At 35.3% G+C, this 13599-nt stretch carries 13 protein-coding genes and 2 pseudogenes; 13 read left to right on the top strand and 2 right to left on the bottom strand.

Features of this window, described 5'->3' with window-relative positions; genetic code table 11:
* Positions 1 to 6 precede the first annotated feature (6 nt).
* Positions 7 to 918, top strand: a complete 912-nt coding sequence (locus AQ616_RS02385) for a PTS system mannose/fructose/sorbose family transporter subunit IID (protein WP_017798633.1) — start codon at positions 7 to 9, stop codon at positions 916 to 918.
* Positions 919 to 1057: 139 nt separating this feature from the next.
* Positions 1058 to 2074 (top strand): oxidoreductase, encoded by a 1017-nt coding sequence (locus tag AQ616_RS02380; protein ID WP_017798632.1) that lies wholly within the window; start codon positions 1058 to 1060, stop codon positions 2072 to 2074.
* Positions 2075 to 2200: 126 nt separating this feature from the next.
* Here the strand turns inward: AQ616_RS02380 and AQ616_RS02375 are convergent, their stop codons facing one another.
* Positions 2201 to 3370, bottom strand: a complete 1170-nt coding sequence (locus AQ616_RS02375) for a DUF418 domain-containing protein (RefSeq protein ID WP_069684965.1) — start codon at positions 3368 to 3370, stop codon at positions 2201 to 2203.
* Positions 3371 to 3820: 450 nt separating this feature from the next.
* On the opposite strand from AQ616_RS02375, the gene AQ616_RS02370 reads away from it, so the two are divergent.
* From AQ616_RS02370 to AQ616_RS02325, 9 genes and pseudogenes are all read left to right on the top strand, one after another.
* The gene (locus AQ616_RS02370; protein ID WP_069684964.1) at positions 3821 to 4102 is read left to right on the top strand and encodes a YwqI/YxiC family protein; all 282 of its coding nucleotides are present in this window, start codon (positions 3821 to 3823) and stop codon (positions 4100 to 4102) included.
* Positions 4103 to 4132: 30 nt separating this feature from the next.
* The gene (locus AQ616_RS20175; protein WP_069684963.1) at positions 4133 to 6025 is read left to right on the top strand and encodes a ribonuclease YeeF family protein; all 1893 of its coding nucleotides are present in this window, start codon (positions 4133 to 4135) and stop codon (positions 6023 to 6025) included.
* Positions 6025 to 6465, top strand: coding sequence for an SMI1/KNR4 family protein (locus tag AQ616_RS02360; protein WP_069684962.1), 441 nt, complete (start codon positions 6025 to 6027; stop codon positions 6463 to 6465). Before AQ616_RS20175 ends, AQ616_RS02360 begins: the two co-directional genes overlap by 1 nt.
* A 106-nt stretch (positions 6466 to 6571) precedes the next feature.
* The gene (locus AQ616_RS02355) at positions 6572 to 7234 is read left to right on the top strand and encodes a hypothetical protein (RefSeq protein WP_139136307.1); all 663 of its coding nucleotides are present in this window, start codon (positions 6572 to 6574) and stop codon (positions 7232 to 7234) included.
* 6 nt (positions 7235 to 7240) lie between these two features.
* A complete protein-coding gene (locus AQ616_RS19110) occupies positions 7241 to 7342 on the top strand; it encodes an HNH endonuclease (protein WP_083900540.1) in 102 nt (33 codons plus the stop codon).
* Positions 7343 to 7371: 29 nt separating this feature from the next.
* Positions 7372 to 7902 carry an SMI1/KNR4 family protein gene (locus tag AQ616_RS02350; protein WP_017798621.1) on the top strand — a complete coding sequence of 177 codons (531 nt, stop codon included), beginning with the start codon at positions 7372 to 7374 and terminating at the stop codon, positions 7900 to 7902.
* 121 nt (positions 7903 to 8023) lie between these two features.
* Entirely contained in the window at positions 8024 to 8632 is a 609-nt protein-coding gene (locus tag AQ616_RS02345; protein WP_017798620.1) for a hypothetical protein, read from the top strand.
* A gap of 248 nt (positions 8633 to 8880) precedes the next feature.
* Positions 8881 to 9343: pseudogene (locus AQ616_RS02340) on the top strand (DUF600 domain-containing protein).
* Positions 9344 to 10555: 1212 nt separating this feature from the next.
* Positions 10556 to 11917 carry a serine hydrolase domain-containing protein gene (locus AQ616_RS02325; protein ID WP_069684958.1) on the top strand — a complete coding sequence of 454 codons (1362 nt, stop codon included), beginning with the start codon at positions 10556 to 10558 and terminating at the stop codon, positions 11915 to 11917.
* A 270-nt stretch (positions 11918 to 12187) separates the two neighbouring features.
* Here the strand turns inward: AQ616_RS02325 and AQ616_RS02320 are convergent, their stop codons facing one another.
* Positions 12188 to 12826 carry a nitroreductase family protein gene (locus AQ616_RS02320; RefSeq protein WP_069684957.1) on the bottom strand — a complete coding sequence of 213 codons (639 nt, stop codon included), beginning with the start codon at positions 12824 to 12826 and terminating at the stop codon, positions 12188 to 12190.
* 117 nt (positions 12827 to 12943) lie between these two features.
* Here AQ616_RS02320 and AQ616_RS02315 point away from each other — a divergent pair, with 117 nt between their 5' ends.
* Together AQ616_RS02315 and AQ616_RS19830 are read left to right on the top strand one after the other, a co-directional pair.
* Positions 12944 to 13303, top strand: a complete 360-nt coding sequence (locus AQ616_RS02315; protein ID WP_069684956.1) for a MerR family transcriptional regulator — start codon at positions 12944 to 12946, stop codon at positions 13301 to 13303.
* 121 nt (positions 13304 to 13424) lie between these two features.
* Positions 13425 to 13592, top strand: a pseudogene (locus AQ616_RS19830) (LysR family transcriptional regulator); the annotation flags it as partial.
* Positions 13593 to 13599 lie beyond the last annotated feature (7 nt).

The raw sequence follows: 13599 nt of genomic DNA, 5'->3' as shown, positions 1-13599 counted from the left end.
CATAAAATGGCTCAAGAGATGAAATTAACAAAAAGAGATCGGATTGCGATTTGGTGGCGATCCACTTTCATTCAAGGTTCTTGGAACTATGAACGTATGCAAAACGGTGGTTGGGCATTTTCCATGATTCCTGCCATCAAGAGATTGTATAAAACAAAAGAAGATCGTGCTGCAGCACTACAACGTCATTTAGAATTCTTTAATACACATCCATATGTAGCTTCTCCGATTATTGGTGTAACATTAGCACTTGAGGAAGAACGGGCAAACGGCGCTCCGGTGGATGACAAGGCAATTCAAGGGGTAAAAGTCGGTATGATGGGACCTCTTGCAGGTATCGGAGATCCGATGTTTTGGTTCACAGTGAAACCAATCCTTGGTGCTTTAGCGGCTTCGCTTGCACTTAGCGGTAATATACTCGGACCAATTCTTTACTTTGTATTATGGAATCTTATTCGTATGGGATTCAAGTGGTATTCACAAGAACTTGGTTACAAAGCCGGTTCCAAAATTACCGACGATTTATCTGGCGGATTACTTCAGGATATTACCAAAGGCGCCTCGATACTCGGTATGTTTATCCTCGGTGCATTGGTAAATAGGTGGGTAGCTGTCTCATTTGCTCCGACGGTATCCGAGGTTCAATTGGACGATGGTGCTTATATTGATTGGGATAGCTTGCCTGCAGGATCGGAAGGAATTCAAACCGCACTGATTCAGCAAGAACAGGGTAGATCACTGACCCAGACGAATGTCACGACCTTACAGGATAACTTAGATAGCTTAATTCCTGGTTTAGCAGGGCTCTTGCTGACACTTCTCTGTATGTGGCTACTAAGGAAGAAAGTTTCTCCAATCATTATGATTCTAGGATTGTTCGTGGTTGGTATCGTCTTCCATGTTATCGGTTTAATGTAAGAATCATTTTCAAATAAATGAATCAATCTCATAATTATGAGATTGGCTCAAATAGAAAAAGTACCTCCTGTATGATAGAACTATTATCAAGGAGGTATTTTTTCTTACAAACTTCACACGAAATTTTAGGAGGCTGGCTATGCTTACTATCGGTTATATTGGCAATGGGAAAAGCACCAATCGATACCATCTGCCGTTTGTACTGCAAAGAGACAATATCAAGGTTAAAACCATTTATCGCAGAAACCCTGATCGTGATAGCTGGGGCAAAATTCCTGGAGTACATTATACTTCGGATATAGATGAATTATTACAGGATGAGGACATTCAACTGATTGTTGTCTGCACAAAACATGACAGCCATTATGAATACGCCAAAAACGTACTCGAACATAATAAACATTGTTTAGTAGAAAAGCCGTTTATGGAGACTTCCGAACAGGCAGAAGAAATATTTGCACTGGCGAAAGAGAAAGGATTAGTTGTTCAAGCCTATCAAAATAGACGATTTGATAGTGATTTCTTAACCGTGCAAAAAGTGATCGAAGAAGGGAAACTAGGAGAGCTTTTAGAAGTAGAAATGCATTATGACTACTATCGTCCTGAAGTACCTGAATCTGCGGATACTTTTGATCCGGCTTCGTCCTTTTTATACGGACATGGCTGTCATACACTCGATCAGGTCTTTAGCTATTTTGGCAAGCCCGATCATATCCACTATGATGTCAGACAGTTATTAGGACAAGGAAGAATGAATGATTACTTTGATCTCGATTTGTATTACGACGGGTTAAAAGTATCGGTGAAATCCAGTTACTTTAGATTGAAAGAAAGACCAAGCTTCGTTATTCACGGAAAGAACGGCAGCTTTGTGAAACAAACCAAAGATCGTCAGGAAGAGCATTTGAAGTTATTTTACATGCCGGATAACAACGATTTTGGTATTGATACACTCGATCATTATGGCCTACTGACCTATGTCGATGAAGAAGGTACTATCCATGAGGAAAAAGTGAAGTCCGTTAATGGCGATTACGGACGTGTATATGATGATTTATATCAAGCGGTCATCCATGGGAAAGACAAAACAATCACAGACGAACAGACCCTGCTTCAGATGGAAGTATTGGAAACAGGTGTGAAGGACTTGAAGTGATAGGATGAGAGTACAATGCAGTAAGTACAGATACTAGATTTTTAAGATTCGTATTCACCCTTGAAGGAATGCTCTCAAAACGAAAGACAACCGAGGTAATCTCAATTATCTCGGTTGTTGTTAAGTTTATGCATTTTTATACATCATTCGCCTCATTACAATTTCCAATGGACCATTCATATTGTTTTTTTCTAATAAAGTCGCCATCAAAATGGAAAACATCCAAATGCCCACAGCAATAAGAGCAGCTATCCCGTTATTGACTGTTCCTGCTAAATCAAGTGCTACCGGTGATAAAAATAGAACAAGCATAGCCTCATTCCATATATAAAATGTTAATGAACGTTTTCCTAAAGCTTTTAAAGAATTACTAATAGGACCGGGTTCTTTTAATTTAGCCCCAATTAATCCGAAAATTGCTGCATAGGCTAACCCACCTGCAATTCCAGTTAATATATGGAGCCCAAATATTAAACCTGATACAAAGAAACTTGGATGCCACACGCTCCCTATTAAGGATAGTGGTAGTGCACCTAATATCGAAATCGTTAAGCCTATAACACTTATGAGTTTAAGTGATCTTAAATGTAATTCTGGCTTTGTCAATAACTGTTTTTTAGCTAACCACATCCCTATCAAAACTGATGGGAGTATGGGAATCATTAGATGAATTATAATTGGAATGATTGGAAAAGTAGCTAAAAGAGATAATGTACGATTTAGATAGGTGTCCGTTGCTGATAGATCTAGTGGAAAACCGTAACTCTTGAATTCTAGCATACCGAATCCCCAAAATATTGGAGTAGCAAGACAGTAAATTATTGTAATAATGATAAATGATCGTACTATAAATTTAAGATTACGACTTAATAGTGTGCTAACAATAAGCCCAGCAAAACCATAAGCCATAAGGATATCTTGCCCGCCTATGATGACTGCTAATATGAAACCAAATAAGATCAAATACCAAGAACGTCTTCGTATTAATTTTGCAGCATTCTTCTTACTTTTTCCTTTAGAAAGTTGGCTATTAAATAACAAGACTAAACCATACCCTAACAATAAGGCAAACATTGCCCTCGCCCGATGATCAATAAAAAATATACCAAAAAGGTTTACAATTTCATCAAAGAAGTTCGTACTGGCAACTCTTTGCATAAGCCCTGGTTCAGAGTTGTATAAATAAAGTGGTGCATGAGCAAGTACAATTAGTAATAAGATAGTGCCTCTTGCTAAATCTAATGAAATGGCGCGCTTTTTTATCTCAGGTTTTCTATTTTGTGGTGTAACGAACATGTGCTGATTAATCCTCTCTTTTATTCCTCTTGCTTCCTTTTTATAAATTACTTATTTCAGATTGTTATTAAAAATAAACTTGTTCAATTCTAGCAAACGATTAGGATGGTATGGAACGATGTAGTTGGATTATATACATTTTTTTACTTTTATTCAATTATTTGGTAGTTTCAGTTTTCTTTTTATTTGAGCATGATTAGAACAATAACTTCATTAGAAAAACGGAATCAACTGGATACACAGATGATAAGCCGAGAAAGAAGCTTCTGACTGTAACCATTCTTAATAACTAGTTCAAAAGTCTGTTTTATATACGTAATCCTTAAAAAATAGTCAAAATTTCCCCTTCGAATCATGAGTAAGGATGTTTATACTAGAAAGAGATGAAAAATAAGTTAAATTTTACCATGAAATAAGATGCGCATTCTGAAGTGATGAGGGAGTGAAGACATGGGTGAAATAAAATTGAATCGAAGTCCGGTTGAACATAAACTTCAAGACTATGAAAAGGCAGTCAACCAAGTGAAGTTGGAAGGGATCTCGGATATTCGCGGCAACAACAACGTAGAAGTAGTTGAGAAAATAAACCAGCTAAATCAACGTTTGCAAGAGCTGACCGAACGATATCGAGAAATCTCCACAAAACATCTTTCTACTGCTTATCGTGCGTTAGATAGTTTAGAAGAAGAGGAAAGAATGGCTGCAAAAGGGATTGAAATGATTGAATCCTAGTGGGGGAGTAGGAGGGAAGGATTAAGGGGAATGAAGACAATAGAAGCTTCAACGATTCATGAAGGTATTGAACAGACGACAAAGCTATTATCCGAATTAGCGGAACAAGTGGCAGAAGTACACGGAAAAATTACTGGTATATTGAATACTGAATCTGATTTTAGTGGTCAAGCAGCATCGTCTATCAGGGCATTTTATAAAGATATCCATGCACCACTAGCAGTCTATTTGGAAGGAATTGTTCGAGACTATCATGATATTCTAAGGCAAATTCAACAGTTATTGTATGAGCTAGACAGCTCCGAACAAGCATTTATTGATGAGGATTTTCTAAAAACAGAGATGAAGCGTCAATTAAATAAAGCGAAAGAACAAACGGCACAACTCACCGATGAAACGAATGATATCTTACGGTCGGTACGTGATATCATTCATCTGTCAGACCTATCCGATGATCAATTCATACATAGTGTCGAGAAGACAGAAAGCAAAGTAAATAAAACCATTGAAAAGCTTTATCAATTTGACCAAGAAGCAACCCATAAATTAACAACTACGGAAAACGATGTGGACCTCCTAGAAAATTACCTCTCTGACATTCAATCGTTAACAAAAGATCGCCAATTGATTATGACGAGTTACCAAACAAACTCGATTACACAACTCGATGTCCACCAGCAAATGATTGCTGGAATTGTACAAAAAACCATACCGAAAGATTTTGTCTTAGACATATTTAGATCGATAACCAACTCTAGTTATCTTGCAATGGGAAATACAGCTGCATCGATTGTACGAGCACAATTAAATGATACAATGAGTATGACGATGAGTTATCGCATGCGCGCCTTAGCAACTATCGTCGATACGACATCTCCAGTCATGCTAGAAGATGAGTACAAGAGCTTAGATGCTAAGGTTGTAAGCAGCCAATCGGTACGTGATTATAAAGGTGAATACTACGGAAACTATCTTACATTGCAAGACGGAAGAGTGGTTCGCTCTTTTGTGGATCACGATGGTGTCATGAAGTATCATTTTGTAGGAGATATTCCTGAAGAACGATTGGAGCCGGTGGAAGAGGATAAGAATTTATGGGATCATACCGTAGCCCTATCGAAAAAAGTGGCGGATGGAACGGTTGAGATAGGCCAGTCGGTGGTAGAAACGACGGTCAATACAGGAAAAACCATGTGGGATGGTGCCGTTAATTTCGGAAAAGCGTCCTTTGATGTGGCAGCGTGGGCAGGAGAAAAGCTGTATGGCGGTGGAAAAGCCGCAGTAGACTTTCTGTTCCTCGACGACATGAAAACACTAGTAGATAATGAAGCAACAGTTGGCGAGAAGGCAATGGCGGGATTTTTCTTACTACCGATTGGGAAATTTGGAAAAGCTGGCAAGCTAGTGAAGGAATATGATGGCTTTAAAGTGACTGGTAAGGGCGAGATTCCTGCGAAGAAGAGTAAAAGTACTAAAGGTTCGAGTAATAAAATAGATTCTGATACAATAAAAAAATATGTTAGAGATATAGAAATGCGAACTGGTAGGGAATTACCTAAAAATCAAATTGAAAAGTTGAAAACGGCATTAAGGAATAAAGAATATAAGAAGATGTCGCCACTAGATACAGCTAAACATAGAGCTGCATTTGATAAAACCAAAAATAAAGTAATCAAAGAGTGGGAAGAAAACACAGGTGAAAAATGGCCAATGTATAAGGAAGATGTTATTTCAGAAAAAACCGGTAAAGTTATAAGAAAACAAGGGGATAGGTATGATGCTCATCATATAATTGAGAATACTTTTGGAGGAGAACATGAATGGTGGAATATGCACCCAGCAAAATTTCCAAATGAGCACCAAGCTGGTATACATGGTACAGGTTCACCGGCAAATTCATTATTTAAAGGAGGTAAAAAGTAATGAGCTTGGATTTCATAAAAGAGGACCAAGAAAATAGCTTTTATCCAGTAAGTGAATATGAAATAGAAGATGTCGAGACTGAGCTTAATTTGAAATTTCCTAAGGAGTTAGTTAATTTTTATTTGGAAATTGGATATGGTTTTATTAAGGGTTCAGAGTTTAATATTAATCGTATTATGGATCCTTATTCTATAAGAGATTTTCGTTTGAGAATAAATGATTTTGAGTATTATCCTGATATTGAAATTTATGAAGAATTTGAGAATAATAAACTAATTTTTTTCGAAGGTAGTGAAACTGCTTTAATATCAATTGAATTAAATGATGATAGAAGAAGTCCAGTTTATTATTATGATATCCAAATAGCAAATTCCCTTGAAGAATTTTTAACTAGAATAGAAAAGAATGATAAGTACTACTTGGAATTACTATCAGATTAAAAAAACAAAACTAAGTGCGGATCAAGGATATTGATTCGCACTTTTTAATATTTCATGTAAATCTTTAATTGTTGTAGGAGATATTCCAGAAGAACGCTTGAAGCCGGTGGAAGAGGATAAGAATTTATGGGATCATACCGTAGCTCTATCGAAAAAAGTGGCGGATGGAACGGTTGAGATAGGCCAGTCGGTGGTAGAAACGACGGTCAATACAGGAAAAACCATGTGGGATGGTACCGTTAATTTCGGAAAAGCGTCCTTTAATGTGGCAGCGTGGGCAGGAGAAAAGATGTATGGCGGTGGAAAAGCCGCAGTAGACTTTCTTCTGTTCCTCGACGAAATGAAAACACTAGTAGATAATGAAGCAACAGTTGGCGAGAACGCGATGGCTGGGTTTTTCTTATTACCAATCGGGAAATTTGGAAAAGCTGGCAAGCTAGTGAAGGAATATGATGGCTTTAAAGTGAATAGTAAGGATGAGGTTCCTGCGAAGAAGAGTGAATTTAGTGGGGATGTGGATAAAGGGTTTAAATATGAAGGTGTTAGAATTATAAATAAGAAATATGCAGGACAGACGTACAGGCTAAGTGGTGAGTTAGCTAAAAAGTATCCAAATGGAGTTAAATTCACAAAAGATCGTTTCCCAGATTTTAGTCCTTATTCTAAAGTTAATGTAAAAGTAGATGGATTAAAAGGAAATACAACCAGTGATTTTACTGTTGCAAATAAAACTCTAGGATTAAAGAAAACTCCTAGAGGTTTTACATAGCATCATGTGGAAGATGGTAGAACATTAATGTTGGTACCGACAGATTTACATCAGGCTGTTAGACATACCGGTGGTGCGGCATTAATCAGAAAAGGATTAGCGCCGTGATTTAAATTATCCTGAAAGAGGTGTAAATAATGCTTGAAATAAAACCAAGTAATGTAGAGTTTAATGAGAAAGAATTTGATAACTTTCAAAAAGAGTTAGGCGTTAGTTTACCAAAAGATTATAAGAATTTCTTAGAAATGAATAATGGTGGAACTCCTAAATTAAACATTGTTAAACTTCAAAGTGAAGAAATAAGGTCATTTTCGATAACTGACTTTTTTGGTATTGGTAATGCTAAAATCTTTGATTTAAAATATCAATTTGAAATATATAAAGAACGGGTACCAAATGGAAATTTACCTATTTGTAGAGTAGAGGGAGGAAGTATAGTTTGTTTAAATATTCATAACGAGAGTATAAATTTCTGGGACCATGATACAGAACTCATAGACGAAAATATTTATTCAGCTAATCCTCTTATAAAAGTAGCTAGTAGTTTTACAGATTTCTTAAATGTTATTAAACCCTATGACCATGACGAAGATTTAGGTGATTATAAAGTTGAAGGTGTTTGGATTGATCCTGATTTTTTAAAAGAAATAAATGATGATAAGGATTAATACAGTTTTCCTGTAGATGTCAAATTTTCTACCCTAAGACGACATAAATAATGTATGTTTATTATGGATATGAAGTGAGACTGGTGGGAAAACAAGAGAAAGGGAGGAAAAATAAATATTTATGGACGTAAGTCGTATTTATAATTTAATCGATACAGAATTTAAAGTGACCAAAAAGGAAAAAGGTTTTATTTGTGTAGCCCCATTAGGTGGTGAAGCTTATCCAGAAAAAATAGTTAAATTAACTTTAAATGAAGTACAAAATCAGTATGAACTTTTTGAAGTAGTTCGAGGTAAAGAATATAAAGTAGATACATTTATAGATGAATATAAGTCAGTATTGGCTTTATATATTTTTGTGAAAAGTAAGTTAGAAGTAAGAAATTATGATGCAAATGTTAAAAACAAAATTAAAGTTGCGACCTCATTAACGGATATTGAACAAATATTTAAAACTTCTATAGATGAACAGTATTATTCTATTTTGGTACTTAAACAAGATAAAATAATTTTAGAAAAAAGCAAAAATGATAAATATAACGTTTTGTTTTTAGGAAAAAAAGATTCTAAGGTTTATATAGATAAATCTAGAAACATGAATAGCGCAGCGGCTGTTTTATATAATTTTTCTATTAAACTACGTCAATTTCATTATCTTATTAATAAGGTAGATGTTAAGGGAGATACTGATTTTATAGAAACCCTTAAAGAATTATATCTTATTGGTTAATAGGAACCAATATTAATTGGTGTATGGTCATTGCTTAAGAGAGTATTCTTATTTAAGAATGCTCTTTTTAAGTTCTAAAATCTAAGTTACTTAACGTTTGGGCTAAAGCAATAGAAAAAGGAAAAGATGTTTCAGTTAATGTTAAAGTTAATTCGAAGGAAACAGTTTAAGACCGAAAAGCTTTGATATAGAATATGAAATAGATGGTCGTATGAGATTTGCAAGTTTAGAAAATTAGGGGGATTATGATGAAGGTATTTGAGGACTATTTTTCAGAATTACAAACAGATATGGTGGCTACTTGTTTAGAATATGTCGATAATAAAGCAGATGAGATCTTTATTTATTGTTCATATGAACCCGAAATGTATGTTTTTGATTTTTTCTATAAAATTAATGGGAAGATTGTTCATAAACATCAACTAAGCGAGGTTGCAAAAGGAGATAGTCAACACAATCAAGTTTACGATATTTCGAGGGAAAGACAGAAGGACGCATTAAGAATAGGTAATCAAAATTTAAAACTTATTCATAATAAATGTAAAGAGTTCAATAAAGAAATGCCAACAGAAATGAAATTATATTATAATGTAAAGAAAAATAGCTTAAAAGGGAAATAGATATGATTTAGTTTATTCGATTGATGACGAACTACTACCGGATGATATCTATGATTTATGGTTTGAAGAAGTGAAGGAAAATAGACCTTGATAGTCTTAATCCTATCAAGGTTTCTAAACCATTAAGCGCTTGGTTGCGTATTAGGCAACAAGTGCTTATTATGCTATTTATTTGAACAGAAAAAGAGGCTATTGATAGAATTACTGTATGAAGTCTGTAACCTCATTAAAATAAAATTAACATTATGAAATAGATTGTATAACTATTATTAGAATTAAGTTTATTGGTATTGTAATCATTAGAAAAAGTAACATATAATTTTGTGTGTTATTACCTTTTTTGCTTATAGAGAATTTTTCAATAACAACATTGCTTATTGTAATTATCCCTATAAATATAAAGTATAATGGAACATTATCACTATACCAATTTGTAACCAATGGTGAAATAATCAAAAGGACTATTAATTGCATAATTGTCCCAGTTAGAAATAACTTATTTTTTGATGTTTCCGTCATTGAGTTCATAAAATCATTCCTTTCCTTTTAAGAAATCAACTTATCCCTCTTTATCAGCTTCATTAACCTAATTGTAAACATTAAAATCAAGTACACTGTAATAAGCAAAGGAAAATAAAAGTATAAAAAATCATTAGAAGGTAAATTAGTATAGATCATTAACCAAAATAGCGGAATTCCAGGCAATATCACGATACTGCTAAGGAAATTGAGAATAGTTTTCTCTATTTTATTTTTTAAGATAAGGATAATACTAAAATTGGAAACTAAGACAAGAAATAATGTTATTGCTAAAAGGGTCAAATTCATATAATACTATCTCCTTTTTCAATTGAGGATAACTAATTATCTCAATTGAGTCAAAATAAAAAAAGAATATCAGCTCTTTAATTTGCTCCCCCTTTTATTCATTTAAGGGTTTGGATGGAAAATTCTATCAAGCAGTAACGTTGTTTTGTTTAAGGTAGAGAAATGATAACAGGAGTTGTTTTAAAGAAGGTGAATTAAAGGTTTTGACTGAATTGCATTCTACTTTTCAATCTTCAACATGTGGCGAATCTATCATTTAATCATGACGAATTGTAATATTAAGTGCAACACCTAAAATGTGGATTGAGTATTGTTCTGTCACATTATTTAGATTAAGTGCTAGACGTTTTCTGATTTCAACAAATTAGGCAGTAATTAGAGCCTAACAACTATAGGATTTATCTTCATAATTTTCTTGAAACTATGGCCGTGTTAAAACGTATAATTAGTTAACCTAATAGGGAGGGATCTAACCTTGGATAAAATAAAGTATGAAGAATTTGCTAAATCGCTTATAAACGCCCATCAAACCCCAGGGGCAATGGTCGCATTAAACCATCAACATTATGAACAAGGATTCGGATACCGAGATCGAGAAAAGGAATTACCTGTTACAGCGGACACTATTTTTGGTATTGGAAGTATTACGAAGTCAATGACTTGCATCGCCATACTTCAGCTGCAAGAAGAGGGCAAATTATCTGTCCACGACACGATTAAAACATATCTTCCCGAGATTACGTTTAGAGGGAGTGAAGATATAACACTTCATCATCTGATGACCCATACATCCGGAATCCCACCGTTAAACACACTTTTTTACGCGAACAAGCAGTCAATGGAAGAAGATGGTTCTTTCGATTTACAGATTAAGCTAGGTGTACCCCTCGATCCTGAGCAAGATAGCATTGATACTTATGAAGATCTTTTAAACTATTTAAATACGATTCAATTTAACCCACTTGATCGTCCTGGTCGTTCATTCAGCTATTCAAATGATGGCTATGCTCTCCTTGGCATCATTATTGAACGTGTTAGTGGACAGTCGTATGCACACTATATAGAGACTAATCTCTTCCAGCCACTTGGTATGAAAAGTAGTTTTTTTGAACCGGAACGATTGGATAATCGAGCGACAAGTTTGTACAGCGTTAACCCACTTGCCGAGACACCAGCAGTGGAACACTCACCTGGATGGTGGGATGCGCCTGCAATGTGGGCAGCTGGTTATGTAAAATCAACTGCGGATGATATGCTTCGCTTCGGAGATGTCTTTTTAAATGATGGCAATGGTATTTTAACTTCTAAAAGCCTACATGACTTAACATCCCAGCATATTGAAGTCGAGCCAGGCTTACATTATGGTTACGGGGTCATCATTATCCCTGACTTTTTTGGCACAACGTTAATTGAACATGGTGGAGGAATTAAAGGCGTATCAGCGCAGTTTTCCGTATTGCCTGAGAAGGATATTGCGGGTGTGTGTTTGACGAATATTGCCGGTGCTCCTGCTGATGCGCTGTTAAAAGGGGCAATACAGAGTGAGATAGGTATTGAGCCTGATAAAAAAGCTATCGAGTATGAAGATTATGCGCTCTCTGAAGCAGATCGCCAAGCGATCACCGGTACGTATCATTCTAACGAGGGGCAAACGATCAAAGTCTATGAAAAGGATGAAGCTATTTTTATAGATTATTTAGGAACGGAAATTCCAACCCGCCCCGTTGGTAGAGGGGTTGTTACCATAGCGATGCATGGTACTGAGCACTTGTTGCAGTTTAAAAACGACCGTCTTCATTTTGGGTTTAGACAACTTTTAAAGATTGATGGTGAATAGAGTTATTCATTAAACCTTCATCGTGTTCGATGAGTAAGTAAATCTAGTAGAACATATGTAATGGGGATACATAGGAGGACTAGTCCAATATGTATCCCCATTTTTTTGTCCATAATAACGAGAAAGATTTTAGAAGCCGCATCTATAGTTTCATAGAGTTAGTGCTACGATTGTTATAAACTACAAACAAGCCCCACCACTGTTCCTCTAGACCTTACTGAAACCAAATCATAGCTGTCTGTTGAACTATCTCCTTAGCCCTCTTTCCCCCTACCTCCAAAACGAAATCTTATCAGCACTTAATCTAACAGATTCATATCCCTCAACTTTGGCTTTTCCAATTGAAATCATCATTACTGGAGCATAGCGTTCTTCGTCTAAATCAAATGTTTTTGCTAACTGATCTGCTTCAAATCCTGCCATTGGGTTCGTATCATATCCGTGGGCACGGGCTACTAACATTAACTGCATTGCGAAAAGACTGCTATCGATTTTTGCAATTTCCACTTTCATTTCTTTTGATAGAGTCGGAAAGAAGGAAAGAATAGTTTCGAGTTGGTTATCTCGCACTTCGGCTGGCATTTTTCCTTGTTCCACAGCTGTATTATATATTTCTTCTGAATATAAATAGCTGTCAGTATCACCAAAAATTAATAACATGGCTGAAGAAGTATCATTTTGTAATGTATTAAAACGTACAAGAGGTTTCAGTTTTTCTTTTCCTTCGGGAGTATCCACCACAACTACACGCCAAGATTGCATATTTGCAGAGGACGGAGCCAAACTGGCTTCTGATATAATCTCGCTTAATTCTTCTCTCGATATTTTAAAGTTCTCATCATAATGACGAACAGAACGCCGCCCTTTGACTATATCGACGAAATCGTTATTAAGAATATGGTTGAACATAAAATCTCTCCTTTTGATAACGTTAGATTATTTTGACATTTTATATGTCTTTGGTTATCATAATCACATTATGAACTATGAACTTAGGTTCATAGCAACAGTAAAAGAGGTCCTGTGATGAAAATAAATGAGGTTTCGAAATTAACAGGTTTAGCCATTTCCACATTAAGATTTTATGAACGTAAAAACCTAATTCCTAACAAATATGTTAAAAGAGATGTAAATAATTATCGTGTTTATTCGGAGGAAATCGTTGAGTATTTAGAAGATGTGAAGGCAATTTTATCTGCAGATTTTTCTATAGAAGAGTTAAGTTTAATGGTAAATCAAAAAATTAACTTATCGTACGATGAAAAGAAAGTAATGCTTGAACAAAAGATCAAAGAAATTGATGCTATTAGAGAACAACTGACTAGGTCAAAAAAGTTTTTGAATGAAATTTTGGAGGGAAAAGCAGAATTCCAAACAGAGTGTTAAGGTATTGTTGTCCGCTCAAAAGCTTAATTACTCACAAAAAGGAAGGTCCAATATGACACTACTGTATTTAAGATGTGTGGTTGAAGTGGCGAGAAGTCGTTCTATTGCTAGAAGATGTGGTTATCCTTATCTCTCGTTCGAACAGGACAATTATAATACGTTTTATTTTTCGGAGGAAATTTTGAGCACGCTCACCAGAACGAAGAATATTTAAATGAGTGATTGAGCGACGTTATTTAATTTACTTATCGGGTTGCATGGCCATTCGATTTCCACTGGGGTTATTAGTCATGAAT

Origin of the sequence: Oceanobacillus sp. E9 (assembly GCF_001741975.1) — a bacterium.
GTDB classification, from domain to species: domain Bacteria; phylum Bacillota; class Bacilli; order Bacillales; family Amphibacillaceae; genus Oceanobacillus; species Oceanobacillus kimchii.
The sequence above is the reverse complement of the archived record's forward strand: the minus strand, read 5'-3'. Positions and strand labels throughout refer to the sequence as shown.

What these genes read in the sequence shown, in the direction of transcription:
- AQ616_RS02385 (WP_017798633.1), top strand. Translation starts at nt 7, where the DNA reads ATGGCTCAAGAGATGAAATTAACAAAAAGAGATCGGATTGCGATTTGG.
- AQ616_RS02380 (WP_017798632.1), top strand. Translation starts at nt 1,058, where the DNA reads ATGCTTACTATCGGTTATATTGGCAATGGGAAAAGCACCAATCGATAC.
- AQ616_RS02375 (WP_069684965.1), bottom strand. Translation starts at nt 3,370, where the DNA reads ATGTTCGTTACACCACAAAATAGAAAACCTGAGATAAAAAAGCGCGCC.
- AQ616_RS02370 (WP_069684964.1), top strand. Translation starts at nt 3,821, where the DNA reads ATGGGTGAAATAAAATTGAATCGAAGTCCGGTTGAACATAAACTTCAA.
- AQ616_RS20175 (WP_069684963.1), top strand. Translation starts at nt 4,133, where the DNA reads ATGAAGACAATAGAAGCTTCAACGATTCATGAAGGTATTGAACAGACG.
- AQ616_RS02360 (WP_069684962.1), top strand. Translation starts at nt 6,025, where the DNA reads ATGAGCTTGGATTTCATAAAAGAGGACCAAGAAAATAGCTTTTATCCA.
- AQ616_RS02350 (WP_017798621.1), top strand. Translation starts at nt 7,372, where the DNA reads ATGCTTGAAATAAAACCAAGTAATGTAGAGTTTAATGAGAAAGAATTT.
- AQ616_RS02345 (WP_017798620.1), top strand. Translation starts at nt 8,024, where the DNA reads ATGGACGTAAGTCGTATTTATAATTTAATCGATACAGAATTTAAAGTG.
- AQ616_RS02320 (WP_069684957.1), bottom strand. Translation starts at nt 12,826, where the DNA reads ATGTTCAACCATATTCTTAATAACGATTTCGTCGATATAGTCAAAGGG.
- AQ616_RS02315 (WP_069684956.1), top strand. Translation starts at nt 12,944, where the DNA reads ATGAAAATAAATGAGGTTTCGAAATTAACAGGTTTAGCCATTTCCACA.